Origin of the sequence: Ancylobacter aquaticus (assembly GCF_004339465.1) — a bacterium.
Taxonomy (GTDB): domain Bacteria; phylum Pseudomonadota; class Alphaproteobacteria; order Rhizobiales; family Xanthobacteraceae; genus Ancylobacter; species Ancylobacter aquaticus.
In genome coordinates, this window is record NZ_SMFY01000001.1 from 1500639 (window position 1) to 1523373 (window position 22735).

Consider the following 22735-nt stretch of genomic DNA (forward strand, 5'->3'; position numbering starts at 1 on the left):
ATTCCAGACGTTGCGCGCCGGACCCCCGGCGCGCGCCCAACCGCGTTTTCGCGGACGCTACCCCGTGGCCCTCTGGCCGGCGAACTGGCCGCCATAGCCGCGCCGGGGCACGCCCAGCGTCTGCTCCAGAATCAGCTGGCACACCTTCATCCCCGCCCGTAGCCTTATCGGGCGCGGACCCAGATTGATGATCTCCAGCTGGATCTGCCCGGTGGAGCCGGCGTGGATGGTTGGCGCGGTGAGATGGACGATGAGGCCGATGCGGGCGAGCGAGCTCTTGCCCTCCACCCGCGCCGCCAGCCGCGCCCCCGGGCGCAGGTCCACCCGCTCCAGCGTCCAGCCCAGCACGAGCCGCCCCGGCGCCAGCACGAATCCGTCCGCGCCGATGTCGATCTCGCCGGCCATGCGGGCGATCGCCTCGCGAAAACTGTAGCCCGGCCCGGCCGGGTCGATCACCGGGTCCTCGCCCGGCTCCGGCTCGCGGTAGAGGCTGAGCCGGCGGTCGAGCCGCAGGTCGACGCCGTTGGGGGCGTAGAACTCCTCCGGCGGGGCGGGCTCGATCAGCACCGAGCCGTCATTGATGGCGTCGAGGATGTCGCGGTCGGTCAGGATCACGGGCGTTGGCTCTCGCGGGTCAGCGCTGCGGGAGCGCTAACATGGGTGCTGTGCGCCGCAAAATCCATGCCGCGCGGCAATTGGCCCGGTTTCAGGGGGCAGTGCAGCAAAAGGGCTTGAGCCGGGCGGCGCGGCGCCACAAGCTGGGGGCGACCCGCAAACGCCGTTTGCCCCTGATGTGGAGACCCCCCGACATGACCGACCGCCCGAAGCTTCTCGGCATTTCCGGCAGCCTGCGCTCCGGCTCCTATTCCACCGCCGTGCTGGAAGCGCTGAAGGCCGCTCTCGCCCCGACCATCGACTTCACCGTGCTGACGCTCAACGACGTGCCGCTCTACAACGAGGACGAGGACGGGGCCACCCAGCCGGAAGGCGCTGCCTCGCTGCGCGCCAAGATCGCGGCGGCGGACGGGGTGCTGTTCGTCTCGCCGGAATATAATTACGGCCCCTCGGGCGCGATGAAGAACGCGGTGGACTGGGGCTCGCGCCCCTATGCCAAGGGCTCGCTGCTCGGCAAGCCGGTGCTGGTCGTCACCTCCTCGCCCGGCTCCACCGGCGGCATCCGCGCCCAGGGGCAGCTGCGCGAATCGCTCAGCGCGGCCGGCGCGCGGGTGGTGGCTTATCCCCACCTCGCCATTCCCAACGTCGCCGACAAGGTGAAGGACGGTGCCTTTACCGACGAGAAGACCTCGAAATTCCTCACCGGCGGCGTCAACGCGCTGGTGAAGGAGATCCACCTGCTCGCCGCCCACGCCAAGGCGGGGTGAGGCGACGGGGTGAGGCGGCGGCGGGGTTCCCGCCTGCCGCCCGCTCGTCCACACTGGGGCGGCATCCGACCAAGGAGCCGCCTCATGATGTCGAACGTCCGCCCCCTGCTCGCCGCCGCGCTGCTGGTGACCGTCGCGCTTCCTGCCGAGGCGCAGGAGGTGACGGCCGCGCGGCTGGAGGCGGCGCTGCCGCAGCTTGACGCCATGGCCGCCAAGGCGGTGGCGGAGGGGCAGGTGCCGGGCCTTGCCGTCGTGGTGGTGCACAAGAACACGGTGGTGTTCATCAAGGGCTATGGCCTGCGCGAGGCCGGCAAGCCCGGCGCGGTGGACGCCGACACGGTGTTCCAGCTCGCCTCCTTCTCCAAGCCGATTTCCGCCACGGTGGTGGCCGCGCTGGTGGGCGAGGGGGTGCTGGACTGGGACACGGCCGTCGCGGCGCTCGACCCGTCGTTCCGGCTGAAAGAGGCCTATCCTACCCAGCAGGTGAGCGTGCGCGACCTGTTCGCCCACCGTTCCGGCCTGCCGGGCGACGCCGGCAACGAGCTGGAGGCGCTGGGCTATGACCGCGCCACCATCCTGCACCGGCTGGCGCTGGTGCCGCCCGCCTCCAGTTTCCGGGCGGGTTATTCCTATTCCAATTTCGGCCTCACCGCCGGGGCCGTGGCCGCCGCCGCGCCGACCGGCAAGCCGTGGGAAGAGGTGGCGCAGGAAAAGCTCTATGCCCCGCTCGGCATGGCCTCCACCTCCTCGCGCCACGCGGATTTCCTCACCCATGCCAACCGCGCCGAGCTGCATATCGGCGGGCCGGGCCAGTGGGCGGCGAAGGTGGCGCGCCAGCCGGACGCGCAGTCCCCCGCCGGGGGCGCCTCTTCCACGGTGCGCGACCTCGCGCAGTGGATGCGGCTGGAACTGGGGAACGGCCTGTTCGACGGCCGCCGGCTGATTCCCGCCGAGGCGCTGGCGGCGACGCACCAGCCGCTGATGGCGCGCGGCGCCAACCCGGTGACGGGCGCGGCCTCGTTCTATGGGCTCGGCTGGGTGGTGGAATATGGCCGCCACGGCGAGAGCTGGGGCCATGCCGGGGCGTTCAGCGTCGGCGCGCGCACGCTGGTGACGCTGTACCCGCAGGCGGAACTCGGCATCGTGGTGTTGGCCAACGCCTTCCCGACCGGCGTGCCGGAGGGGCTGGCGGGCAATTTCTTCGACCTCGCCTTTGACGGCGCGACAAGCCAGGACTGGATGGGCCCGTGGAACGCCGCCTATGCCGGGATGTTCGCCCCGGGCGTCGCGGCCGCGCGCGAACGCTACGCCCCGCTTAGCGATCCGCTGCCCGCCGCGCCGCGCGAGGCCTATGTCGGGCGCTACGCCAATGGCTATGTCGGCGGCGCGGAGGTGGCGGCGGCGCGCGAGGGGGCCGCAGGCGGGGGAGCGGGTGGCGGGCTGGAGTTGCGGCTCGGCCCCGACGGCGCCGCGCGCTTTCCGCTGACCCATTTCAACCGCGACATTTTCCTGTACTACCCCACCCCCGAAATGCCCGACGTGCCCGCCGCCGTGCGCTTCACGCTCGGCGCGGACGGGAAGGCGGGGGCGCTGACGATCGAGGACCTCGACGGCTACGGGCTGGGGACGCTGGAGAGGGAGTGAGGGGCGGGGCACGGGCTGGCGATGGCTGCGGCTTTCGCGGTCCATCCTCTTCACTGCGAAGAATGCTTCGGCCGGTTCCTTTATGCCTTGGGCGGCCTACGAAGAAATCGTGGATGCCCGGCCCAGTGCCGGGCGTGAAGCGGTAGGGACTAGCGGCAAAATTTGCGATGATGCTAACTTGCCAAGTATTAACGGCCGCTCCTTCGCCATTTCCTTGCTGCAGAGTCTGAAAAGCAAATTCGGAAAGGATACCGCTTGCTCTTTCACGTTGCGCGAACGCCCGTTGGTGTAGGTCAGATCATTACGCCCGGAGGCTGGGGCAACCAAACCCGAGACTTTCGGGCAGGTGGGAGCGTGATAACGTCGGACTCAATCGCACACATCTTGATGTGGGAAGTGGCACTGGAGGCTGTACGTCGAGCCGCCTATGGCTCCTTGCCCAGCCGTCTCGATTGTGTGTTCACTTTCGAGGATATGGCGGATGCCCTCTGGTTTCGCGACACGAAGCGTCCCGGGCATTTGGTCGTTGGATGCGAACCTGTGGATTCTTGCGCCTCCCACCGCGGAGACTTCAATCTATTGAGCGGCTCGCAGGCCCCTCTTGTGGACCACATAGCGGATGCTGCTAATCGATATTGGGCGGGAGGCTCGGCGGTGCGGGCCGAACTGCTTTTCGCTGGATCTATTGAAGTGACGCATATTTTCTAATGACGATTAGCAGTTCTTAATTGTGCTAGAAATCCCATAATAGGAAAATAGTCCTTGACAGCGTGACGCTGGCCGGGTAGGTTTTGGTCATGCTCCACAACTGCGTCGGAAGGCGGCGAGGTCCTGATGCCTCGGCCTGCCGTCACGGCGCTCTTTCAGCCGGCCTTCGGGGCCGGCTTTTTTGTCTCATAACCGTTTCAACCGAGTGGCGGAGGTCGGCATGGTGACGCCTGTGCGTCTTCTCGCGCCCGAAGCCGTGGCACCTGCCAGGCGGCTTTACGAGCAGACCGACGTGCCGGCCGAGAGCATCGCCCAGTTGCTGGGGATCGGCCTGCGCACCTTCTACCAGCGGCGGCGCGCCTGGGGTTGGAAGACACGCCAGCCGCACCGCCTCACCGGCGACCCGGCGCTGCTGGTGCCGGCCTCGGGAGAGGGGCGCGCGGGCGGAACTGTCGGCAAGGAGGGCGACGCGGCCACGCCCACGGAGCGGCGCGAACTGATCGCCCGGCTGGTGCGGCGGATCGAGGCCGAGATCGCCGCCATCGAGCGGCTGGTCGCGCTCGCCGGGCTCAATGCGGCGATGAAGCCGGAGGCCGGCCCCGCGGATGGCGAGCGGGCGGCCCGCACGCTGGCCATTCTCGTGCGCTCGCTGCGCGAACTGGCGGCGCTGGAGAAACTGGAGCCGGACAGGGACGACGATGACGCCACCCGCGACGCCGACATTTTCCGACGCGAGCTTGGCGACACGCTTGAGCGCGTGCTGGCGGGCGGGGAAGCTTCCTGAGGCGCTGGCCGCGCTCGACGCCCCGACACTCGACTGGCTGCGCCACCACTGGCCGCTGATCGGCCGCGCGGGCCAGCAGCCGCCCGCCCACGCGCAGGGCGGCGGCGACTGGCTGACCTGGCTGATGCTGGGCGGGCGCGGGGCCGGCAAGACGCGGTCCGGCGCCGAATGGGTGCGCGCGCTGGTTCATGGCCGCGCCGGGCCAAGAGCCGGGCGGCTCGCGCTGGTCGCGGAAAGCCACGCCGATCTGCGCGAGGTGATGGTGGAGGGCGTCTCCGGCCTGCTCGCCGTGCATCCGAACCATGAGCGCCCGACATGGGAGCCGACGCGGCGCCGGCTGCAATGGCCTAACGGCGCGGTGGCGCAGGGCTTTTCCGCCGACGACCCGGAGAGTTTGCGCGGTCCGCAATTCGACGCCGCCTGGTGCGACGAACTGGCGAAATGGCGCTACGCGCAGGCCGCTTTCGACATGCTGCAATTCGGCCTGCGCTTGGGCGTCCGGCCGCGCCAGATGGTGACGACGACGCCGCGCCCGACCGCGCTGATCCGCGCGCTGCTCGCGGACCCGCGCACGGCGGTATCGCGCATGGGCACGGCGCAGAACGCCGCGCATCTGGCGCCCAGCTTTCTCGACACCGTGGTCGGCCGCTATGCCGGCACGCGGCTCGGCCGGCAGGAACTCGACGGCGAACTGATCGAGGACCGCGCCGACGCGCTGTGGAACCGCGCCGGGCTGGAGGCGGGGCGGGTGACGCCGACCCCGGAGTTGGTCGGCCGGATGGTCCGCATCGTGGTGGCGGTCGACCCGCCGGCTGCCTCGACCCGGCGGGCGGATGCCTGCGGCATTGTCGCGGCGGGGATCGACGCGGAGGGCCTCGTCCATGTGCTGGCGGATGAGAGCGCGCAGGGGCTGAGCCCCAATGGCTGGGGCGGGCGCGCCATCGGCCTGTTCCAGAAGCTGGAGGCCGACCGGGTGGTGGTGGAGGTGAACCAGGGCGGGGAGATGGTGAAGACCATCCTCGCCGGCATCGACCCCGCTGTGCCGGTGAGCGAAGTGCGGGCGACGCGCGGAAAATGGCTGCGCGCCGAGCCGGTGGCCGCGCTCTACGAGCAGGGAAGGGTGCGCCATGTGGGCGCTTTCCCGGCGCTGGAGGATGAACTGTGCGATTTCGGCCCGGACGGCCTCTCCAATGGCCGCTCCCCCGACCGGCTCGATGCGCTGGTCTGGGCCATCACCGCGCTGGCGCTCGGCCCCCGGAGCGCGGCGCCGCGGGTGCGGCGGGTGTGAGGGGCGCTCGCATTGTCTGCGTCATCCCGGACGGCTGCAGGCCGATCCGGGACAGTCGGCCCGCCGGAGAGCGATCCCGGCTCTTCGGCTTTGCCTGCGGCCGGGATGACGGCCTACCCATGTAACCGGAGCCCCTTTCATGAAGCTCTTTCCCTTCTCCTTTGGCCGCGCCGCGCCGCCGGAGGCCAAGGCCTCGCGCACATCGGCGCTGGTGGCGCTGCTGGGCGGCCATCGGGCGCAGTGGACGCCGCGCGACTATGGGGCGCTGGCGCGCGAGGGCTACCAGCGCAACGCCATCGCCTATCGCTGCGTGCGGCTGATAGCGCAGGGTGTGGGCGAACTGCGCCCGGTGCTGACGCAGGAGGGGCGCGAGGACGCCGCGCATCCGCTGCTCGACCTTCTGGCGCAGCCGAATGCGCGGCTCTCCGGGCCGGGGCTGATGGAGGCGCTGGCGTCGCATCTGCTGCTATCCGGCAATGGCTATGTCGAGGCGGTCTCGGTGGGCGAGCAGGTGCGCGAATTGCACGTGCTGCGCCCCGACCGCAAACAGTTCGACCGGCTGAAAGAGGAGCTGGAGGCGAATTTCTCCGGCAGCGGCAATGCCGGGCGGCCGCTGCTGCTGGAGGGCGGGCTGGACTGGCGTCCGCTTTCGCTCACCCCCAAGGACATGGATTTCCTGGAGGCGAAGAACGCCGCCGCGCGGGAGATCGCACTGGCCTTCGGCGTGCCGCCGATGCTGCTCGGCATTCCCGGCGACGCGACCTACGCCAATTACGCCGAGGCCAGCCGGGTGCTCTGGCGCCAGACCGTGCTGCCGCTCGGTCGCCGGCTGCTGCACGAGATGTGCCTCTGGCTCGGCCCCGCCTACGGGTCGGGCCGGCTGCAGCTGGAGCCCGACCTCGATGCCATCGAGGCGCTGCATGGCGAGCGCGAGGCGCTGTGGCGCCGGGTGAGCGAGGCGAGCTTCCTCACCGAGGACGAGAAGCGGCAGGCGGTGGGCTATGGGGCGCGGGGGTGAGGGGCCTGACCCTTGAGCCGTGTCCCGGACCAGCGACGCCGTAGGCGGAGCGCCGATCCGGGACCCAGCGAAAAGGTTTCTGCCAAAGAGTTTTCCCCTGGGCCCCGGATCGGCGCCACGCGGTGCGTGGCTTGTCCGGGGAACCGCTTTCTGACGGGTCGCCACCGCCCGTCATCCCGGACGCCGCGACGCGGCGATCCGGGATCGGGTGCCGTTGGGTGCGTCTGCTTTGGCACGCGATCCCGGCTCTGCGCTTCGCTTCGGCCGGGATGACGAGAGACGAATGAACGTCATGCCCGGCTTTGTGCCGGGCATCCACGACCTCAGCCTGAGAAGACGTGGATCCCCGGGTCAGGCCCGGGATGAGGGACGATCCAGGCCGTCGCCCGCCACGGAGGTTCACCATGCAACCGCTCATGACAGCCTTTGCTGAAAAGGCCGATATCGCCCATCTGGCGCTGCTGATGTGGGCGCTGGGGGCTTCCGCGCTGGCGGGGCTCGCGCTGCGCGAGCTGGGCCATGCGGCGCGCCGCTTCGACGATTTCGTGCGCGAGATCGCGCGCTTCAACGCCCTGTTCGGAGACGAGACATGACATCCACCCCGCGCATCCGGGCGTTCCTGCCCGACCGTTTCAACGGGCTTACCCCCCGCCTGCCGGCACCCCACCGGGCCGGGCAGGTGCCGCAGGTGTTCCGCCAGTTCGGCCGCACGCTCGGCAAGCTGGAGCGCGCCGCCGCCACCCGCCGTGCGGGGGTGGCCGATGCCGGACAAGGGGAGGGCGCATGAGCGCGTCCGTACTAAGCGCACCCGTTTCCCGCGCGCCGTCTCGTCACGCCGCCCCGCCGCTGCGCACCAAGGCCGAGACCGGGCCGCTTGGCGGCGCGCTGGCGAACATCGCGCCCGATGGCAGCTTCGAGGGCTATGCGGCGCTGTTCGGCCGGGTCGATCTCGGCCGCGACCTTATCCTGCCCGGCGCCTTCGCCCGCTCGCTGGCCGAGCGCGGGGCGGGCGGGGTGCGCATGCTGTTCCAGCACGACCCGGCCGAACCGATCGGCAGCTGGATCAGCCTTCACGAGGATTCGGTCGGGCTGCGGGTCCGGGGTCGGCTGACGCTGGATGTCGCCCGCGCCCGCGAGGTGCTGGCGCTGATGCGCGCCGGGGCGATCGACGGGCTCTCCATCGGCTTCCGCACGGTGGAAGGGCGCACCGACACGCGCACAAAGGTGCGGCGGCTGTTCCACATTGATTTATGGGAGGTGTCGATCGTGACCTTTCCCATGCAGCCGGACGCGCGCATCGCCAGCGTCAAGCACGCCGGTGACGCGCTCGCCGGCGCCATCCGTCGCGGCGCCCGCCGGCTGCGCACCCTGCCGGGGTTACGGCCGGCGATGGCGTGAGTTCTTCCCCTCATGGTCGGGCTTGACCCGGCCACCCAGACGTTCGGCCACGTGCCGTTGGAAGGCTGGGTCCCCGGGCCTGGCCCGGGGATGAGGGCCTGAACATTTGACCGGGGCCTTCCCGGATGACGCTCCTTTCAACAGGACCTGAGCCACATGGAACCGAGCATGCCCGCACCTGAGATGAAGTCCGCCGGCCCGGAAGTCTCGGCCGCTTTCGAGGAATTCATGAGCGCTTTCGAGGCGTTCAAGGACGCCAATGACCAGCGGCTCGGCGCGCTGGAGCGGCGCGGCGGCGATGTCGTGGCCGACGACAAGGTGGCGCGCATCAATGCCGCGCTCGACGGCCAGAAGGCGCTGATCGACGAACTGGTGCTGAAGGCCCGCCGGCCGGCGCTGGGGGGCGGTGGCGACCTCGTCACCGACCTCGCGGCGCGCGAGCACAAGGCGGCCTTCGAGTCCTATGTCCGCACCGGGGAGGCGGCGGGGCTCAAGCGGCTGGAGGCCAAGGCGCTCTCCGCCGGAGTGGGCGCGGATGGCGGCTACACCGTGCCCACCGAGACCGAGCGCGAAATCGGCCGGCGGCTCGCCGCGCTCTCCCCGATCCGCGCCATTGCCGATGTCAGGGTGATTTCGGCCGGTACCTACAAGAAGCCGTTCATGACCTCCGGCCCGGCGGTCGGCTGGGTGGCGGAGACGGGCGCGCGGGCCCAGACCGCCAGCCCGGTGCTGGACGAGATCGCCTTCCCGGCGATGGAACTCTACGCCATGCCGGCGGCGACGCAGACCCTGCTCGACGATTCCGCGGTCAATATCGACGAGTGGCTGGCCATCGAGGTGGAAGCCGCCTTCGCGGCGCAAGAGGGCGCGGCGTTCATCACCGGCGACGGCACCGGCAAGCCGAAGGGGTTCCTGGCCTATGACACGGTGGCGGAAAGCGCCTGGACCTGGGGCAAGCTCGGCTTCATCGCCACCGGCGCGGCCGACGACTTTCCCGCCGCCAGCCCTTCCGACCCGCTGGTTGACCTCGTCTATGCGGTGAAGGCCGGCTACCGGCAGAACGGATCCTTCCTGATGAGCCGGCGCACGCAAGGCGCGGTGCGCAAGCTGAAGGACGAGAGCGGCCAGTATCTGTGGGCGCCGCCCACCGCGCCGGGCGCGCCGCCCAGCCTGATGGGCTTTCCCGTGCACGAGGCGGAGGAGATGCCGGGCATCGCCGCGAACAGCCTCTCGATCGCCTTCGGCGATTTCCGCCGGGGTTATCTCGTCGTCGACCGGGCGGGGGTGCGGGTGCTGCGCGATCCCTATTCCGCCAAGCCCTATGTGCTGTTCTACACCACCAAGCGGGTCGGCGGCGGGGTGCAGGATTTCGACGCCATCAAGCTGCTGAAATTCGCCGCCTAAGGCGAACGGCAGTAACGCGACGCAAAAAAGGGGCGCCCGGTGAGGGGCGCCCCAATTGAGACGGTCAGTCTCGGGAAGTTCGGTCCGGCACGTTCAGCGGGTCGAGCGGGCGTTGGCTTCGACGCTCCGGTCGATATAGGCGTCGGACACGGCCGGCACGGTCACGGTGGCGTTGCGGCCTTCGACGACGTTGCGCTGGGCCTGCGGCTGGACCTGCTGGGTCTGGACCTGCGGGCCGGTGGCGCGGGTGTAGAGGGTGCCGTCACGGCCGGCGGCCTGCGCGCCGGCGGAACCGAAAGTGGCCAGGGCCACGGCGGCGAGGATGATCTTGTTCATGGTGGATACTCCTTAAAAGGGGCCGGCGCACGCTCCCGTGGGGGCGCCGGCCAGAGGGGGAAGAGAAGAAAGGGATCAGCGGGTCGAACGGGCGTTCGCCTCGACCGACTTGTTGATGTAGGCGTCGGAGACGGTCGGCAGCGCCACAGCTGCGTTGCGGCCTTCGACGACCTGGCCCTGCGCGGCTTCGGCCTGCACGGTGGCCGGGGTGCTGTAGAGGCTGGGGTCGCGACCGTCAGCGGCGCTGGCGGAGGCTGCGCCAACAGCGATGAGAGCGAAGGCGGCGAGGATGATCTTGTTCATGGTGGATGCTCCTTGAAAGGGGCCGGCGCACGCTCCCGTGGGGGCGCCGGCCAAGGGGGAAGGGAAGAGATCAGCGGGTCGAACGGGCGTTCGCCTCGACCGACTGGTTGATGTAGGCGTCGGAGACGGTCGGCAGCGTCACAGCGGCGTTGCGGCCTTCGACGACCGGGGCCGGCGCGACTTCGGCCTGGGCCGGGGTGGCGCGCTCGTAGAGGCTGGCGTCGCGGCCATCGGCGGCGCTGGCGGCAACCGAGCCGAACGAGGCGAGGGCGACGGCGGCGATGATGAACTTGTTCATTTTAGTCTTCTCCAAAGTGTGGGTGGCTGGCCGAGAGGGCCGCGCCGTTTTCATGAAGTGAACCTAGTCAGGGCGCCGTCGCATGGCCAGTTGTGTTTCGGCGCTCGCCGGTTTGCGTGGATGCAATAACATCTGCGTGTTCGCCCTCTAGCGGAACATCATTCGAGCGCCTAGGAAGTAAGCGTCACCGATAATATCGTGCGCGGTAGAGGCGACCGGCGGTGATGGCAGGCGTGCGCGCGGGTGCGCGTGTGGGCTTCACGCTCCCTGCAATTTCAGGCTCCCGTGCGGTTGCCCGCACCGCCCGATTGCCGTCGCCACCCGTGCGCGCCAAAGCGGGGCATCAACTGCGGAGCTGCCTTTGACGCGCCTTCTGTTCGTGTGCAGCCGCAACAAGCTGCGCAGCCCGACTGCCGAACAGGTATTCGCCGGGCGGGACGGTCTCGATGTCGCCTCCGCCGGCACCAATCGCGACGCCGAAACGCCGCTCACGGCCGAATTGGTGGCCTGGGCCGACATCGTCTTCGTTATGGAGAAGGCGCACCGGGAGAAGCTGCAGGCGCGCTACCGGGCCGCGCTGAAGGACAAGCGCCTGGTGTGCCTCGACATTCCCGACCGCTTCGCCTTCATGGCCCCCGCGCTGGTGCGGCTGCTGGAGCGCAAGGTGATGCCGCTGCTGCGCTGAGGCGGTGTCGCCCTAGCGCCCGATGCCGCGCAGCGTGGCGTCGATCCAGGCGCGCTGCGGGCCGATGAGCGTGGCGCCGGTGACGCCGCCGCAGCCGCGCGCCCCGCCCGCCGCCGTCGACCAGCCGATGATGCCGGCGACCACGCCCTCGATGAGCACCGGGCCGCCGCTGTCGCCGGTGCAGCCGCCTTTGGCCGCGCCGTCGGACAGGCGAACCATGATGCCGCCCGTCGTGCCGATGCTCGGCAGGGTGACGGCACGCAGCGTGCCGGCGCTCTGGCCGTCGCCGTCCTTCGTGACGCCGTAGCCAACGACGGAGAAAGCGGTGCGCCGCGCCGGCAGCGCCATCTCGGCGGTGAGCGCGGCCGGGCGGAAGCCGGCGGGCAGCGGTTCGGCCAGCCGCACCAGAGCGAGATCGGGCGTCGGGCGCCGCGTCGCGAAGGAATTCGGGTCGAAGGAGGGATGCAGGGCGATGCGGTTGACGGGGATCAGCCGGGGCGCCCCCGCCTCGAATACCACCACCGCATAATCCGCCGCCGGCTGCACGCAATGGGCAGCGGTGAGCAGCACATTCGGCGCCAATACCACCCCGGTGCAGGTGGCGCCCCGCGTCGACACGATCATCGCCGTCTCCGCCTTCAACGCCGGGTCCGCCGGCCCGCCGCCGACAATGGCGCGGGCGGGAGCGGCGAGCAGAAGGGCGGCGAGAAGCAGGACGGCGAAGGCGGGGAGGCGGCGGTGCATCGGTCTGTTCCGTAGAGGGGCGAGGCCGTTGTGGCGGCGCCCGGCCGTCAGGTCAATCGGCGCAACATCTTTCGCGCGTCGCGGAAGGGGTTCGGCGGACGAGGCTTCGCTGGGGCCCGGAGCGGCGGTGCGCGGTGCGCATCTTGTCCGGGACACGGGGCGTTTCGCCTGCGGCCTCGCCGATCCGGGATACCGGTGCCTTGGCGGCGCTGCGTGACAACCATCAACAGAGAGGCACCCATGCCCGCGATCCTTCTCGCCGGGCCGACGGCCGAGCCGCTGACGCTCGCCGAGGCCAAGACTTATCTGCGCGTCGACCACGAGGCCGAGGACGCGCTGATTTCGTCGCTCATCACCGCCGCGCGGGCTACCGTGGAAGCGCTGACGCGGCGGGTGCTGATCGACCAGAGCTGGCGGATCGTGCGCGATGCCTGGCCGGCCTCCGGGCTGATCGCCGTGCCGGTGAACCCGCTCAAGGCGATCACCGCCGCGCGGGTACTGGACGCGGCGGGGGCGGAGACGACTGTGCCGCTCGACGCTTTCACCGCCGACACGGCGCGGCTGCCGGGGCTGATACGGGTCGCGCGGGGCGCCGTGCCGGCGCCAGGGCGGGCGCTCGCGGGCATCGCGCTCGACATCACCGCCGGGCATGGGCCAAGCGCCGACCATGTGCCCTCGCCGCTGATCGAGGCGGTGCGGGTGATCCTTGCCCATTTCTACGAACACCGCGATGTCGCGGGGCCGGGCGCGGCCTTTCCCGCCCGGCTCGATGCGCTGGTGGCGCCGTTCCGGGTGCCGCGACTGTGAGCGCGATCGGAGCCCTGCGGCACCGGCTGGTGCAGGAAACGCCGGTGGAGACTCCGGACGGGCTGGGCGGCGTGACCCGCGCCTTTCTCGCCGTCGATGCGCTGTGGGGCGCGGTGGCGACGCGCGGCGCGGCCGCCGAGGTCGCCGACCGGCCCGGCGCCGTGCTGAGCCACACCATTACCGTGCGCGCCCCTGCCACGCTGCAGCCGGGCGACCGGCTGCGTCTGGGCGCGCGGCACTTTCTGGTGGAAGTGGTGAGCGACCCGGACGGGCGCGGCCGCTTCCTCGTCTGCGACTGCCGGGAGGAGACGCCATGAAATTCCTGACGCGCCTGAAGGGGCTGGAGGCGTTGCGCCGGCGGCTTGCGCAGGCGGCCACCGGGAGGCCGCGATGAGCACGGGCCCGGCCGTCGCGCTGCGCCGGGCGATCCACGCGGCGCTCGCCACCGACGCGGCGCTGACCGCCGCGCTGGGCGCCGGGCGCATCCATGACGTGCCGCCCGCCTCGCCGGAATTCCCCTATGTCACCCTAGGCGAGGCGCAGGTGCTGGACTGGTCGACCGCCACCGAGACGGGCGCCGAGCACCGCCTCGCGCTCGCCTGCTGGTCGCGCCAGGGCGGGCATGGAGAAGCGCACGCGCTGGCGCATCTGGTGCAGCAGGCGCTGCACGACGTGCCGCTCGCCCTCGACGGCCACCGGCTGGTGAACCTGCGCGCCTCCACCGCCGAGATCCGGCGCGAGCCGGGCGGTCGCACCTATCGCGCGCTGCTGCGTTTCCGCGCCGTGACGGAAACCGATTGAAGTTTTCCAAACCTGTCAGGAAAGCCGCGCAAGGGATTCAGCGGACTCGTGAATCCGCGTGAAGTTGAATCAGAAGATGAAGTCACTTGGCGGCGTTTGCGGAATCAAACTGCGAAGGCGGCAAGACGTCTCGCCAGGGCCGAGTGAAGACTAGTCTAGACCTGAAGAGTTAACCGTCTCTGAATACCGCCAGAATCTGGCGAGGACAAGCAAAGGAGCGGCCGATGGCGGCGCAAAAGGGCAAGGACCTGCTGTTGAAGATCCATGATGGCACCGCCTATGCCACGGTGGCGGGACTGCGCTCGCGGCAGATCGCGTTCAATGCCGAGGCGGTGGACGTGACGCACACGGAGAGCGCCGGCCGCTGGCGCGAGCTGCTCGCGGGGGCGGGGGTGAAGCGCGCCTCGGTGACGGGCTCGGGCGTGTTCAAGGACGGCGCGTCGGACGCGCTGATCCGCCAGAGCTTCTTCGACGGCACGATCCGCAACGCCCAGATCGTGGTGCCCGATTTCGGCACGATTGCCGGGCCGTTCCAGATCACCGCGCTGGAATTCGCCGCCGAGCACGACCGCGAGGTGACGTTCGACATCGCGCTGGAGAGCGCCGGCGAGATCACCTTCGCGGCGCTGTGAGGGGGCACCGGCCTTCAGAGGGCCGTCGTCCGAGGCGTGCTGCGCGCGCACCTCGGGACGCCCGGCAGTGGCCGGGCACCCAGGGATGCCCGGCGATTCCATGTGGAAAGGAAACAGACCATGGCCAACCGCCATCGCGGCGAAGTCTCCGCCGAACTCGACGGGCGCCGGCGCACGCTGGTGCTAACGCTGGGTGCGCTGGCCGAGCTGGAAGACGCGTTCGGGGTCGAGGATCTCGTCGCGCTGACCGAGCGCTTCGCCCGGGGCCGGCTCGCGGCGCGCGACGCCATCCGCCTCGTCGCCGCTGGGCTGCGCGGGGCCGGGGAGACCGTCACCGAGGATGAGGTGGCGCGGATGACCACGCCGGGCGGAGCGGCGGGTTTCGCCCGCCTCGTCGGCGAACTGATCGCCGCCACTTTTGGCGGTGCAGGGGGCGCAGAAGGCACGCCGCGCCCTTTGCCCGATCCTCCGGAGGCGCGCGGATAGGTGGTGCCCGGGCCTTCCCCTGGGAGGACGCGATGGCGGTCGGTTTCGACCGGTTGCGGCTGTCCTCCGGGGCGTTCTGGGCGCTCACCCCGCGCGAACTCGCCGCCGCGCTGCGCGCCTTTTCCGGCCCGGCGCGATCCCCGCTCGACCAGGCGGCGCTCGCCGCTCTGATGGCGCAGTTCCCGGACTGACAGGCAGCAATCAACCGACTGACAGGGCGAGATGGGAGTGGGCGACATGGCCGAATTCGACGGCGACGGGCTGACAGTGGAGATCAGCGCCGACACCAGCGCCTTCCAGCGCGAGATCGCTGAAGCCGAGCGGCTGGCGCGGGGGTTTGGCCGGGCGGTGGGCGATGCGCTGACCGGCGCCACCTTGAAGGGGCGCGAAGCCGACGACGTGCTGCGCTCGCTGGCCAGCCGGCTGTCGTCGCTGGCGCTCGACATCGCCTTCAAGCCGCTGGAGCAGGGGCTTTCCGGACTGCTGCAGGGCGCGCTGGGCGGGGTCTCGGCCTTCGCCAAGGGCGGGGCGTTCGAGAAGGGGCGCGTCACCCCCTTCGCGCAGGGCGGGGTGGTGGCGGCGCCGACCTATTTTCCCATGGCCGGTGGTTCGCTCGGCCTGATGGGCGAGCGCGGGGCCGAGGCGATCCTGCCGCTGGCGCGCGGTGCCGACGGCAAGCTGGGCGTCGCCGCGCAGGGTGGCGGACGCTCCACGCAGGTGACGGTGAACGTCTCGACGCCTGATGCGAGCGCCTTCCGCCGCTCCGACGCCTACCTCTCCGGCCTCATCGCCCGCGCCGTGGCGCGCGGGGAAAGGAGCCTGTGAATGCCCGCCTTCCACGAGACGCTGTTTCCGCTCGACATCGCGCTCGGCGCGGCGGGCGGGCCGGAGCGGGCGACGGAGATCGTCACCACGCTGACCGGCCGCGAGGAGCGCAACACAAGGCTCGCGCATTCGCGCCGGCGCTGGGATGCCGGCTATGGCGTGAAATCGCTGGCGCAGCTCGCGGGCGTCGTCGCCTTCTTCGAGGAGCGGCGCGGCCGGCTGCATGGCTTCCGCTGGCGCGACCGGCTGGACCATGCCTCCGCCGCGCCGGGAAGCGCGGTATCGTCGCTCGACCAGGCGCTGGGCGTCGGGGACGGGGCACGGGCGCAGTTCGCCCTCGCCAAGACCTATGGCGGCGGCCACGCGCCCTATGTGCGGCCGATCGCCAAGCCGGTGGCGGGCTCGGTCCGTGTGGCGGTGAACGGCGCGGAGCGGGTGGCGGGCACGCATTTCTCCCTCGATGCCGTGAGCGGCACGGTGACGTTCCTTGCCGGCCACATCCCGGCGATGGGGGCGAGCGTGACGGCGGGCTTTCTGTTCGACGTGCCGGTGCGCTTCGACACTGATTTTCTTGAGGTGAACCTCACCGCCTTCGAGGCGGGAGCGATCCCGCGCATCCCGATCCTGGAGATACGGACATGAGAGACGTACCCGCCGGCCTCGCGGCGTCGCTGGCGAGCGGGGTGACGACGCTGGCACGCTGCTGGCGCCTGACCCGCCGCGATGGCGTGGTGATCGGGCTCACCGAACACGACGAGGATCTCTCCGTTGACGGAACGCTGTTCCGCGCCGCCTCCGGCGTTTCCGGCAGCGAAGATGCGTCCGCGCTCGGCTTCGCGGTGGGCGGGGGCGAGATGTCGGCCGCGCTGACCTCCGCGCTGATCGACGAGGCCGATCTCGACGCCGGCCGTTATGACGGGGCGGGGATCGAGCTGCTGCTCGCCGACTGGTCGGCGCCGGACCATTTCCTGCTGTTGCGCCGGGCCAGCCTTGGCGAGGTGCGGCGCAGCGAGGGCAGCTTCACTGCCGAGCTGCGCGGGCTCTCGAGCGCGCTGAACATGGTGCGCGGCCGGCTGTTCACCGCCGGCTGCGACGCCGATCTGGGCGATGCCCGCTGCACGATCGCGCTGGCCTCCCCGGCGCTCACCGGCCACGGCACGGTGAGCGCGGCGGAAGGGCCGGGGCTGATGGTGGCGGCGGGGCTCGGCGCCTATGCGGCGGGGTGGTTCGCGCAGGGGCGGCTGGTGTTCACAACTGGGGCCAATGAGGGGTTCGCCACCGAGGTGAAGGGCCACACCGTGGAGGGAGCAGTGCGGCTGGAACTGTGGCAGCGCCCGCCGGTGCTGCCCGCGACGGGCGACGCTTTCACCGTCACGGCGGGCTGCGACAAGAGCTTCGAGACCTGCCGCGACCGCTTTTCCAACACGCTGAATTTTCGCGGCTTTCCTCACATGCCGGGCAATGACGCGGTGCTGCGCGTCGCCACGCCGGGGAGACCGTGATGCAAGAGGCCGTGATGCAAGAGGCGGTGATGGATGGGGCGGTGATGGCGCCTGCGGCGCTGCGTGGGCGCTTCATTGCCGAGGCGCGGGACTGGATCGGCACGCCCTATCTCCACCGCGCCTCGCTGAAGGGGCAGGGGGCTGACTGCCTCGGGCTCATACGCGGGGTGTGGCGGGCAGTGGTGGGGCCGGAGCCGCAGGGCCTGCCGGCCTACGCGCCGGACTGGGCCGAAGCGACGAAGGCCGAGCAGATGGCGCAGGCGGCGGGGCGCCATATGCGCGCCGTACCGCTGCAGGCCATCGCACCCGGCGACGTGCTGCTGTTCCGCTGGCGCGACGGCTTTCCCGCCAAGCACGCGGCGATCCTCGTGAGTGCGGAGCGGATGGTGCACGCCCATGACGGGGCGGCGGTGGCGGAAGTGTTTCTCGCCCCCTGGTGGCGTCGCCGGCTCGCCTTCGCCTTCGCCTTTCCGGGGGCGTGAGGGGAATACTGCCGGCGCTCCTCATGGCCGGGATTGACCCGGACAACCAGCCTTGGCGCCGCGCGCGGATATCAGGTCCCCGGGCCAAGCCCGGGGATGGGGGATGTGGCCGTGTCCCGGCCCAGCGACGCCGCAGGCGGAGCGCCGCGCCGGGACCCAGCGGCAGCGTTTCGGCCAAAGAGCCTCTCCTGGGCCCCGGATTGGCGCCGCGCTCTGCGCGGCTTGTCCGGGGAACGGGCCTCTCACGCCAAATGATCGGAAGACACCATGGCCACACTCATTCTCGGCGCGCTGGGCGGGACGATCGGCGGGGCGCTGTTCGGGCCGGTGGGGGCGCTGGCCGGGCGGGCGCTGGGGGCGCTGGGCGGTTCGGCCATTGATTCCCTGGTGCTGAATCCCGGCCAGCGGGTCGAGGGCCCGCGCCTCGCCGAGTTCGGCACCATGACCTCGACCGAGGGGGCGGCGCTGCCGCGACTTTATGGACGGGCGCGGCTGTCCGGCCAGGTGATCTGGGCGGCGCCGGTGCAGGAGGTGGTGTCCACCCAGACGCAGGCTTCCGGCGGCAAGGGCGGCATCGCGGGCGGCGGCGGCGGCAGCACGACCTACAGCTATTTCGGCAGTTTCGCGGTGGGCGTGTGCGAGGGGCCGGTGACGCGGCTCGGCCGCATCTGGGCCGATGGCCGGCTGCTGGATACCCGCACGCTCACCGTGCGGCTGCATCGCGGCGGCGAGGACCAACTGCCCGACCCGCTGATCGAGGCGCGCGAGCCGGGGGCGCCGGCCTATCGCGGGCTGGCCTATCTGGTGTTCGAGCGCCTGCCGCTGGCCCGTTTCGGCAACCGCCTGCCGCAGATTTCGGTCGAGGTGGAGCGGGCGGTGGGGGCGCTGGAGAATGCGGTGCGGGCGGTGACGCTGATCCCCGGCGCCACCGAGTTCGGCTATGAGCCGCGCGAGGTGCTGCGGGTCGACCGCCCGGGCGTGTACCAGCTGGAGAACCGCCATGTGACCACCCATGCCAGCGACATCTCGGCCGCGCTCGACCAGTTGCTTGCCACCTGCCCGAATGTGGAGCGGGTGGCGCTGGTGGTGGCGTGGTTCGGCACGGATCTGCGGGCTGGCCAATGCCAGATCCGCCCCGCTGTCGAGCGTCGCAACAAGCCGACGCAGATCGGCATCTTTCCCGAGGCGTGGCAGGTGGCGGGGCACACACGCACCAGCGCCGCGCTGGTGAGCCAGCACGAGGGCAAACCGGCCTATGGCGGCACGCCTGCCGACGACAGCGTGATCGCGGCGATCGCGGTGCTGAAGGCGCGCGGGCTGGCGGTGACGCTCAACCCGTTCGTGATGGTGGACATTGCCGCCGGCAACAGCCTGCCGGACCCCTGGAATCCCGGCGCGATGCAGCCGGCCCACCCCTGGCGTGGGCGCGTGACCTGCCATCCCGCGCCCGGCATTGCCGGCTCGCCGGACGGCACAGCGGGCGCGGCGACGCAGCTGGCGGCGCTGTTCGGCACGGCGAATGCCGGGCATTTCGGCGCGTCCGGCGGGCGCGTGATCTATTCCGGGCCGGCCGAGTGGTCGCTGCGGCGCATGGTGCTGCACTACGCCAAGCTGGCACAGATCGCCGGCGGGGTGGAGGCGCTGCTGATCGGCTCGGAAATGGCGGCGTTGACCCGGGTTCGCTCGGCCCCGGGCGTCTATCCGGCGGCCGCCGCCCTTGCCGCGCTGGCGGGCGAGGTGCGGGCGATGCTGGGGCCGGGCACGCAGATCGGCTATGGCGCCGACTGGACCGAATATGGCGCGCATGTGCTGGGCGGGGGCGCGGAGGTGCGCTTTCCGCTCGACCCGCTATGGGCCTCTCCGGCGCTCGATTTCGTCGGCATCGACTGGTATCCCCCGCTCGCCGACTGGCGCGAGGGCGACAGCCATCTCGACGCGGAGGGCTTCGAGAGCGGCTATGACCGCGCCTATATCGCCGGCAATCTCAACGGCGGCGAGGCGTTCGACTGGTATTACCCCGATGACGCCGCCCGCGCCGCGCAGATGCGGGCGCCGATCACCGATGGCGCCTATGGCGAGGCGTGGATCTTCCGCCAGAAGGACCTCGCCGGCTGGTGGAGCCATGCCCATCACGAGCGCGTCAGTGGGGTGCGGCAGGCGAGCCCGACAGCATGGGTGCCCGGCTCCAAGCCGCTGCGGCTGACCGAAATCGGCTGTCCGGCGGTCGACAAGGGGGCGAACCGCCCGAGCGCCTTCCCCGACCCGAAATCCACCGAGGGCGGGTTGCCGCCCTTCTCCACCGGCGCGCGCGACGACCTGATCCAGCGCCGGCACCTTGAGGCGAGCCTCAACGGGTTCTCCGCCAATGGGGCGCTGAACCCGGCGGCGGCGGGGCTGCCCGGCGGGCGGATGATCGACCCGGCCTCGCTTTATCTCTGGACCTGGGACGCGCGGCCCTTTCCGGTATTCCCGCGCGCCACAGATGTGTGGGCGGATGGCGCCAACTGGCAGACCGGGCACTGGCTGACCGGCCGTCTGGGTGCCGCGCCGCTGGCCGAACTCACCGCCCGGCTTGCGACGGATTTCGGCGTGCCGGACATTGCTACGGGCGAGCTGCGCGGCATTGTCGACGGCTATGTGGTCGACCGGCCGATGACCGCCCGGGCGGCGCTGGAGCCGCTGGCGCGGGCCTTCGCCTTCGATCTCATTGAGCGTGGCGGCGCGCTGGCGCTGGCCCCGCGCGGCGGACGGGTGCGGGCGGTGCTGGGCGACGCGGACATCGCCACCGGCGAGGGGGTGGCCGCGCCCTTGCTCACCCGCATGGCGGAGGGCGAACTTCCACTTTCCGCCACGCTCGGCTTTACCGACGGCACCAATGATTACCGCCGCGCCACCGCGGTTTCCCGGCGGCTTGCCGGGGCGGCGCGGGCGGAAACCGGGGCCGAGATCGCCATGGTGGCCGATCCCGGCCTGGTCGCCGGCCTCGCCGACATGTGGCTGCAGGATGCCTGGGCGGGGCGCGACAGTGTGAGCCTGACGATGCCGCCCTCGCAAATCGCGCTGGAGCCGGGCGACCTGGTGCGGCTGGAGCGCGACGGGCGGGCACGGCTTCTGGAGATCGTCTCCATCGAGGACAGGGGCACGCGCCTGGTGAACGCGCGCGGCATCGACCCGGCGGTGTTCGCCCTTGCCGTGCGCGAGGGGCGGGCGGGCGAGGTCGATCTGCCGGGCGGCGAGGGGCCGGCGCTGGTGCATCTCATCCAGGCGCCGCTGGCACGCGGCGAGGGGGCGCCCACGCTTGCCTGGCTCGGCGCCTTCGTCACTCCATGGCCGGGGAGCCTTGCCGTGTGGCGGGCGGTGGACGGGGGCAGCTTCCAGCCGATCGTCACCCTGGCGGCGGCGGCTGTGACGGGCGCAACGGTAGGCCCGCTGCCGCCCGGCCCGCTTTGGCGCTGGCAGCGCGCGAGCCTCGACGTCGAACTCGATGGCGGGCTGATCGCGGGGGCGAGCGAGGAAGCGGTGCTGGGAGGGGCCAACGCGCTGGCGCTGATCGACCCTTCCGGCGAGGTGGAGGTGATCCAGTTTGCCGAGGCGGAGCTGGTCGGGGCCGCGACCTGGCGGCTGTCCGGCCTGCTGCGCGGGCAGTTGGGCACCGAGGCGAAGGCCACCACCGAATGGCCGGCGGGCACGCTTCTGATGAAGGTGGACGCCAATCTGGCGCCGGTGGCGAGCGGGCTCGACATGATCGGCCGCGCTGTCACCTACCGCATCGGCCGCGCCGACCGCGACCATGGCGACGGCGCCGTTACCGAGATTGCCGCCACGCTGGGGCCGGCGGCGCTGCGACCCTTCGCGCCGGTGCATGCGAGGGCCCGGCGGAGTGAGGCCGGCGTGGAACTCAGCTGGACCCGGCGCACGCGGGGCGACGGCGATTCCTGGGATCTGGTGGAGGTGCCGCTCAGCGAGACCGGCGAGGCCTATGCGGTCGAGATACTGAGCGGGGAAAGCGTGAAGCGACGCCTCACGACAACCGTGCCGGCGTTGACCTATGCGCTCGCCGACGAGATCGCCGATTTCGGCGCGGCGCAGCCCTTCCTCGATGTCCGCATCGCTCAGCTCTCGGCCGAGATCGGCGCCGGGACGGCGCTGACCGCACGGCTGAGACCCTGACCGTCCCTCCCGACAGGAACATCCCATGAGCGAAACCACGCCCCTGCTCGCGCTGCCGCTGCTGGCGGCGGCGCAGGCGCAGAAGCATGTGACCCACAATGAAGCGCTGGTGCTGCTGGACGCGGCGACGCAGCTCGCCGTGCTCGACCGCACCCGGGCCGCGCCGCCCGCCACCCCCCTGCCGGGCGACCGGCATATTGTGGCGGCCGGCGCCAGCGGTGCCTGGGCGGGGCGCGCCGGCGACATCGCGCTCTATGATTCCGGCTGGCGCTTCCTGACCCCGCGCGCGGGGTGGCGCGCTTACGTGGCGGGCGAGGCGCGCAGCCTGCTCTTCGATGGCGTCGCGTGGCGCGAGGCGCTCGCGTTCACTCCCTCCGGCGCGACAGCGACGCTGCGCACGGTGGAGGAGGAGGTGAACCTCGCCGGTGCCTTCGTCGCCTCGACCCTTCTGGTTCCAAACCGCGCCATCTGCCTCGCCGTTGCCAGCCGCACGGTGACGGCGGTGACGGGGGCGACCTCCTATGAGGTCGGCATATCAGGCGAGACGTCGAAATTCGGCGGCCTGCTGAGCATCGCCGCCGGGGCGAGCAATATCGGCGTGATCGGCCCGCAGGCCTTCTATGCCGACACGCCGCTGCGCGTGACCGCGGTGGGCGGCAGCTTCACCGGCGGGCGGGTGCGGCTCGTCCTTTCCTTCCTCGCCTTCACCCTCTGATATCAGGGAGCGACCCATGCCCTATGATTCCGCCAAGGACCCCTGGCACCGCCGCGCTCTCTCGCCCGTAGGCCTGGGCCGCGCCGGCGCCGTGGTGACGCCGAACGACGCCACCGACCTGCCGCGCTATGCAAGGCTGCGGGTGTTCGTGCCGGCTGCGCTGGCGAGCGCCGATATCCGCATCCTCCCCGTCGACGCGGCCGACGGCGCCCCACTGACCCTGCCGCTGCCGCCCGGGCAGGTGAGCGTGCTGGAATTTCTGGTGAGGCGGGTGCTGGCCACGGGCACCACGGCCGGGCTCGTCATCCACCGGGTCGACTGAG

The 22735-nt window shown here is 71.2% G+C and carries 28 protein-coding genes; 23 read left to right on the forward strand and 5 right to left on the reverse strand.

The window, feature by feature from the left end:
* Positions 1–57: 57 nt before the first annotated feature.
* Positions 58–615: a dCTP deaminase gene (dcd, locus tag EV667_RS06880; protein ID WP_131834507.1), complete on the reverse strand. Its 558-nt coding sequence runs from the start codon at positions 613–615 to the stop codon at positions 58–60.
* Between the two features lie 194 nt (positions 616–809).
* Here dcd and EV667_RS06885 point away from each other — a divergent pair, with 194 nt between their 5' ends.
* The 9 genes from EV667_RS06885 (at position 810) to EV667_RS06925 (ending at position 9626) form a co-directional block, all read left to right on the forward strand.
* Positions 810–1382, forward strand: a complete 573-nt coding sequence (locus EV667_RS06885; RefSeq protein ID WP_131834508.1) for an NADPH-dependent FMN reductase — start codon at positions 810–812, stop codon at positions 1380–1382.
* An 84-nt stretch (positions 1383–1466) separates the two neighbouring features.
* On the forward strand, positions 1467–3026 hold the full coding sequence (locus EV667_RS06890) for a serine hydrolase (protein WP_131834509.1): 1560 nt from the start codon (positions 1467–1469) through the stop codon (positions 3024–3026).
* Between the two features lie 928 nt (positions 3027–3954).
* The gene (locus EV667_RS06895) at positions 3955–4518 is read left to right on the forward strand and encodes a hypothetical protein (RefSeq protein ID WP_131834510.1); all 564 of its coding nucleotides are present in this window, start codon (positions 3955–3957) and stop codon (positions 4516–4518) included.
* Complete coding sequence (locus EV667_RS06900) at positions 4484–5806, forward strand: DNA-packaging protein (protein WP_131834511.1); 1323 nt, start codon at positions 4484–4486, stop codon at positions 5804–5806. Before EV667_RS06895 ends, EV667_RS06900 begins: the two co-directional genes overlap by 35 nt.
* Positions 5807–5945: 139 nt before the next feature.
* Positions 5946–6824 (forward strand): phage portal protein, encoded by an 879-nt coding sequence (locus EV667_RS06905; RefSeq protein ID WP_131834512.1) that lies wholly within the window; start codon positions 5946–5948, stop codon positions 6822–6824.
* 404 nt (positions 6825–7228) lie between these two features.
* Positions 7229–7417, forward strand: a complete 189-nt coding sequence (locus EV667_RS06910) for a hypothetical protein (protein ID WP_131834513.1) — start codon at positions 7229–7231, stop codon at positions 7415–7417.
* A complete protein-coding gene (locus EV667_RS06915; protein ID WP_131834514.1) occupies positions 7414–7611 on the forward strand; it encodes a hypothetical protein in 198 nt (65 codons plus the stop codon). Before EV667_RS06910 ends, EV667_RS06915 begins: the two co-directional genes overlap by 4 nt.
* Positions 7608–8222, forward strand: coding sequence for an HK97 family phage prohead protease (locus EV667_RS06920; protein WP_131834515.1), 615 nt, complete (start codon positions 7608–7610; stop codon positions 8220–8222). The genes EV667_RS06915 and EV667_RS06920 overlap by 4 nt, the downstream gene beginning before the upstream one ends.
* Positions 8223–8378: 156 nt before the next feature.
* A complete protein-coding gene (locus EV667_RS06925; protein ID WP_131834516.1) occupies positions 8379–9626 on the forward strand; it encodes a phage major capsid protein in 1248 nt (415 codons plus the stop codon).
* Between the two features lie 93 nt (positions 9627–9719).
* Here EV667_RS06925 and EV667_RS06930 read toward each other — a convergent pair whose 3' ends face one another.
* The 3 genes from EV667_RS06930 to EV667_RS06940 form a co-directional block, all read right to left on the reverse strand.
* A complete protein-coding gene (locus tag EV667_RS06930; protein WP_131834517.1) occupies positions 9720–9962 on the reverse strand; it encodes a hypothetical protein in 243 nt (80 codons plus the stop codon).
* A gap of 75 nt (positions 9963–10037) precedes the next feature.
* Entirely contained in the window at positions 10038–10265 is a 228-nt protein-coding gene (locus EV667_RS06935; protein ID WP_131834518.1) for a hypothetical protein, read from the reverse strand.
* Between the two features lie 70 nt (positions 10266–10335).
* Positions 10336–10563, reverse strand: a complete 228-nt coding sequence (locus EV667_RS06940) for a hypothetical protein (RefSeq protein WP_131834519.1) — start codon at positions 10561–10563, stop codon at positions 10336–10338.
* Positions 10564–10924: 361 nt separating this feature from the next.
* Between EV667_RS06940 and EV667_RS06945 the strand changes: the two genes are divergently transcribed.
* Entirely contained in the window at positions 10925–11248 is a 324-nt protein-coding gene (locus tag EV667_RS06945; protein WP_131834520.1) for a low molecular weight protein tyrosine phosphatase family protein, read from the forward strand.
* A 12-nt stretch (positions 11249–11260) separates the two neighbouring features.
* On the opposite strand, the gene EV667_RS06950 is transcribed toward EV667_RS06945, so the two are convergent.
* Entirely contained in the window at positions 11261–11992 is a 732-nt protein-coding gene (locus tag EV667_RS06950; RefSeq protein ID WP_131834521.1) for a S1 family peptidase, read from the reverse strand.
* 240 nt (positions 11993–12232) lie between these two features.
* On the opposite strand from EV667_RS06950, the gene EV667_RS06955 reads away from it, so the two are divergent.
* The 13 genes from EV667_RS06955 to EV667_RS07015 all read left to right on the forward strand — a co-directional run bounded on the left by EV667_RS06955 (position 12233) and on the right by EV667_RS07015 (position 22734).
* Positions 12233–12799 (forward strand): head-tail connector protein, encoded by a 567-nt coding sequence (locus EV667_RS06955; protein WP_131834522.1) that lies wholly within the window; start codon positions 12233–12235, stop codon positions 12797–12799.
* The gene (locus EV667_RS06960) at positions 12796–13116 is read left to right on the forward strand and encodes a head-tail adaptor protein (protein ID WP_131834523.1); all 321 of its coding nucleotides are present in this window, start codon (positions 12796–12798) and stop codon (positions 13114–13116) included. The genes EV667_RS06955 and EV667_RS06960 overlap by 4 nt, the downstream gene beginning before the upstream one ends.
* Before the next feature lie 73 nt (positions 13117–13189).
* Positions 13190–13600: a DUF3168 domain-containing protein gene (locus EV667_RS06965; RefSeq protein WP_131834524.1), complete on the forward strand. Its 411-nt coding sequence runs from the start codon at positions 13190–13192 to the stop codon at positions 13598–13600.
* A gap of 224 nt (positions 13601–13824) precedes the next feature.
* Positions 13825–14232 (forward strand): phage major tail protein, TP901-1 family, encoded by a 408-nt coding sequence (locus EV667_RS06970; protein WP_131834525.1) that lies wholly within the window; start codon positions 13825–13827, stop codon positions 14230–14232.
* Positions 14233–14352: 120 nt separating this feature from the next.
* On the forward strand, positions 14353–14718 hold the full coding sequence (locus tag EV667_RS06975) for a gene transfer agent family protein (RefSeq protein ID WP_131834526.1): 366 nt from the start codon (positions 14353–14355) through the stop codon (positions 14716–14718).
* Positions 14715–14909, forward strand: a complete 195-nt coding sequence (locus EV667_RS06980; RefSeq protein ID WP_280960225.1) for a rcc01693 family protein — start codon at positions 14715–14717, stop codon at positions 14907–14909. The genes EV667_RS06975 and EV667_RS06980 overlap by 4 nt, the downstream gene beginning before the upstream one ends.
* Before the next feature lie 46 nt (positions 14910–14955).
* Positions 14956–15543 (forward strand): phage tail tape measure protein, encoded by a 588-nt coding sequence (locus EV667_RS06985; protein WP_207907683.1) that lies wholly within the window; start codon positions 14956–14958, stop codon positions 15541–15543.
* Positions 15544–16185 carry a DUF2460 domain-containing protein gene (locus EV667_RS06990; RefSeq protein ID WP_131834529.1) on the forward strand — a complete coding sequence of 214 codons (642 nt, stop codon included), beginning with the start codon at positions 15544–15546 and terminating at the stop codon, positions 16183–16185. It abuts the gene before it with no gap.
* On the forward strand, positions 16182–17045 hold the full coding sequence (locus EV667_RS06995) for a DUF2163 domain-containing protein (protein ID WP_131834530.1): 864 nt from the start codon (positions 16182–16184) through the stop codon (positions 17043–17045). The genes EV667_RS06990 and EV667_RS06995 overlap by 4 nt, the downstream gene beginning before the upstream one ends.
* A 44-nt stretch (positions 17046–17089) precedes the next feature.
* Positions 17090–17527: an NlpC/P60 family protein gene (locus tag EV667_RS07000; RefSeq protein WP_131835059.1), complete on the forward strand. Its 438-nt coding sequence runs from the start codon at positions 17090–17092 to the stop codon at positions 17525–17527.
* A 267-nt stretch (positions 17528–17794) separates the two neighbouring features.
* Positions 17795–21697, forward strand: coding sequence for a baseplate multidomain protein megatron (locus tag EV667_RS07005; protein ID WP_131834531.1), 3903 nt, complete (start codon positions 17795–17797; stop codon positions 21695–21697).
* 25 nt (positions 21698–21722) lie between these two features.
* Positions 21723–22412: a DUF2793 domain-containing protein gene (locus tag EV667_RS07010; protein WP_131834532.1), complete on the forward strand. Its 690-nt coding sequence runs from the start codon at positions 21723–21725 to the stop codon at positions 22410–22412.
* A 16-nt stretch (positions 22413–22428) separates the two neighbouring features.
* Complete coding sequence (locus EV667_RS07015) at positions 22429–22734, forward strand: spike base protein, RCAP_Rcc01079 family (protein WP_131834533.1); 306 nt, start codon at positions 22429–22431, stop codon at positions 22732–22734.
* The last annotated feature ends 1 nt before the right edge of the window (position 22735 follow it).

Bases quoted from the DNA above. Each gene is read 5' to 3' on its own strand.
- EV667_RS06890 (WP_131834509.1), top strand. From the start codon at position 1,467: ATGATGTCGAACGTCCGCCCCCTGCTCGCCGCCGCGCTGCTGGTGACC.
- EV667_RS06955 (WP_131834522.1), top strand. From the start codon at position 12,233: ATGCCCGCGATCCTTCTCGCCGGGCCGACGGCCGAGCCGCTGACGCTC.
- EV667_RS06950 (WP_131834521.1), bottom strand. From the start codon at position 11,992: ATGCACCGCCGCCTCCCCGCCTTCGCCGTCCTGCTTCTCGCCGCCCTT.
- EV667_RS06925 (WP_131834516.1), top strand. From the start codon at position 8,379: ATGGAACCGAGCATGCCCGCACCTGAGATGAAGTCCGCCGGCCCGGAA.
- EV667_RS06995 (WP_131834530.1), top strand. From the start codon at position 16,182: ATGAGAGACGTACCCGCCGGCCTCGCGGCGTCGCTGGCGAGCGGGGTG.
- EV667_RS06920 (WP_131834515.1), top strand. From the start codon at position 7,608: ATGAGCGCGTCCGTACTAAGCGCACCCGTTTCCCGCGCGCCGTCTCGT.
- EV667_RS07000 (WP_131835059.1), top strand. From the start codon at position 17,090: ATGGCGCCTGCGGCGCTGCGTGGGCGCTTCATTGCCGAGGCGCGGGAC.
- EV667_RS06895 (WP_131834510.1), top strand. From the start codon at position 3,955: ATGGTGACGCCTGTGCGTCTTCTCGCGCCCGAAGCCGTGGCACCTGCC.
- EV667_RS06990 (WP_131834529.1), top strand. From the start codon at position 15,544: ATGCCCGCCTTCCACGAGACGCTGTTTCCGCTCGACATCGCGCTCGGC.
- EV667_RS06965 (WP_131834524.1), top strand. From the start codon at position 13,190: ATGAGCACGGGCCCGGCCGTCGCGCTGCGCCGGGCGATCCACGCGGCG.
- EV667_RS06975 (WP_131834526.1), top strand. From the start codon at position 14,353: ATGGCCAACCGCCATCGCGGCGAAGTCTCCGCCGAACTCGACGGGCGC.
- EV667_RS06915 (WP_131834514.1), top strand. From the start codon at position 7,414: ATGACATCCACCCCGCGCATCCGGGCGTTCCTGCCCGACCGTTTCAAC.
- EV667_RS06910 (WP_131834513.1), top strand. From the start codon at position 7,229: ATGCAACCGCTCATGACAGCCTTTGCTGAAAAGGCCGATATCGCCCAT.
- EV667_RS06970 (WP_131834525.1), top strand. From the start codon at position 13,825: ATGGCGGCGCAAAAGGGCAAGGACCTGCTGTTGAAGATCCATGATGGC.
- EV667_RS06985 (WP_207907683.1), top strand. From the start codon at position 14,956: ATGGCCGAATTCGACGGCGACGGGCTGACAGTGGAGATCAGCGCCGAC.
- EV667_RS06940 (WP_131834519.1), bottom strand. From the start codon at position 10,563: ATGAACAAGTTCATCATCGCCGCCGTCGCCCTCGCCTCGTTCGGCTCG.
- EV667_RS07005 (WP_131834531.1), top strand. From the start codon at position 17,795: ATGGCCACACTCATTCTCGGCGCGCTGGGCGGGACGATCGGCGGGGCG.
- EV667_RS07010 (WP_131834532.1), top strand. From the start codon at position 21,723: ATGAGCGAAACCACGCCCCTGCTCGCGCTGCCGCTGCTGGCGGCGGCG.
- EV667_RS06935 (WP_131834518.1), bottom strand. From the start codon at position 10,265: ATGAACAAGATCATCCTCGCCGCCTTCGCTCTCATCGCTGTTGGCGCA.
- EV667_RS06885 (WP_131834508.1), top strand. From the start codon at position 810: ATGACCGACCGCCCGAAGCTTCTCGGCATTTCCGGCAGCCTGCGCTCC.
- EV667_RS07015 (WP_131834533.1), top strand. From the start codon at position 22,429: ATGCCCTATGATTCCGCCAAGGACCCCTGGCACCGCCGCGCTCTCTCG.
- EV667_RS06905 (WP_131834512.1), top strand. From the start codon at position 5,946: ATGAAGCTCTTTCCCTTCTCCTTTGGCCGCGCCGCGCCGCCGGAGGCC.
- EV667_RS06930 (WP_131834517.1), bottom strand. From the start codon at position 9,962: ATGAACAAGATCATCCTCGCCGCCGTGGCCCTGGCCACTTTCGGTTCC.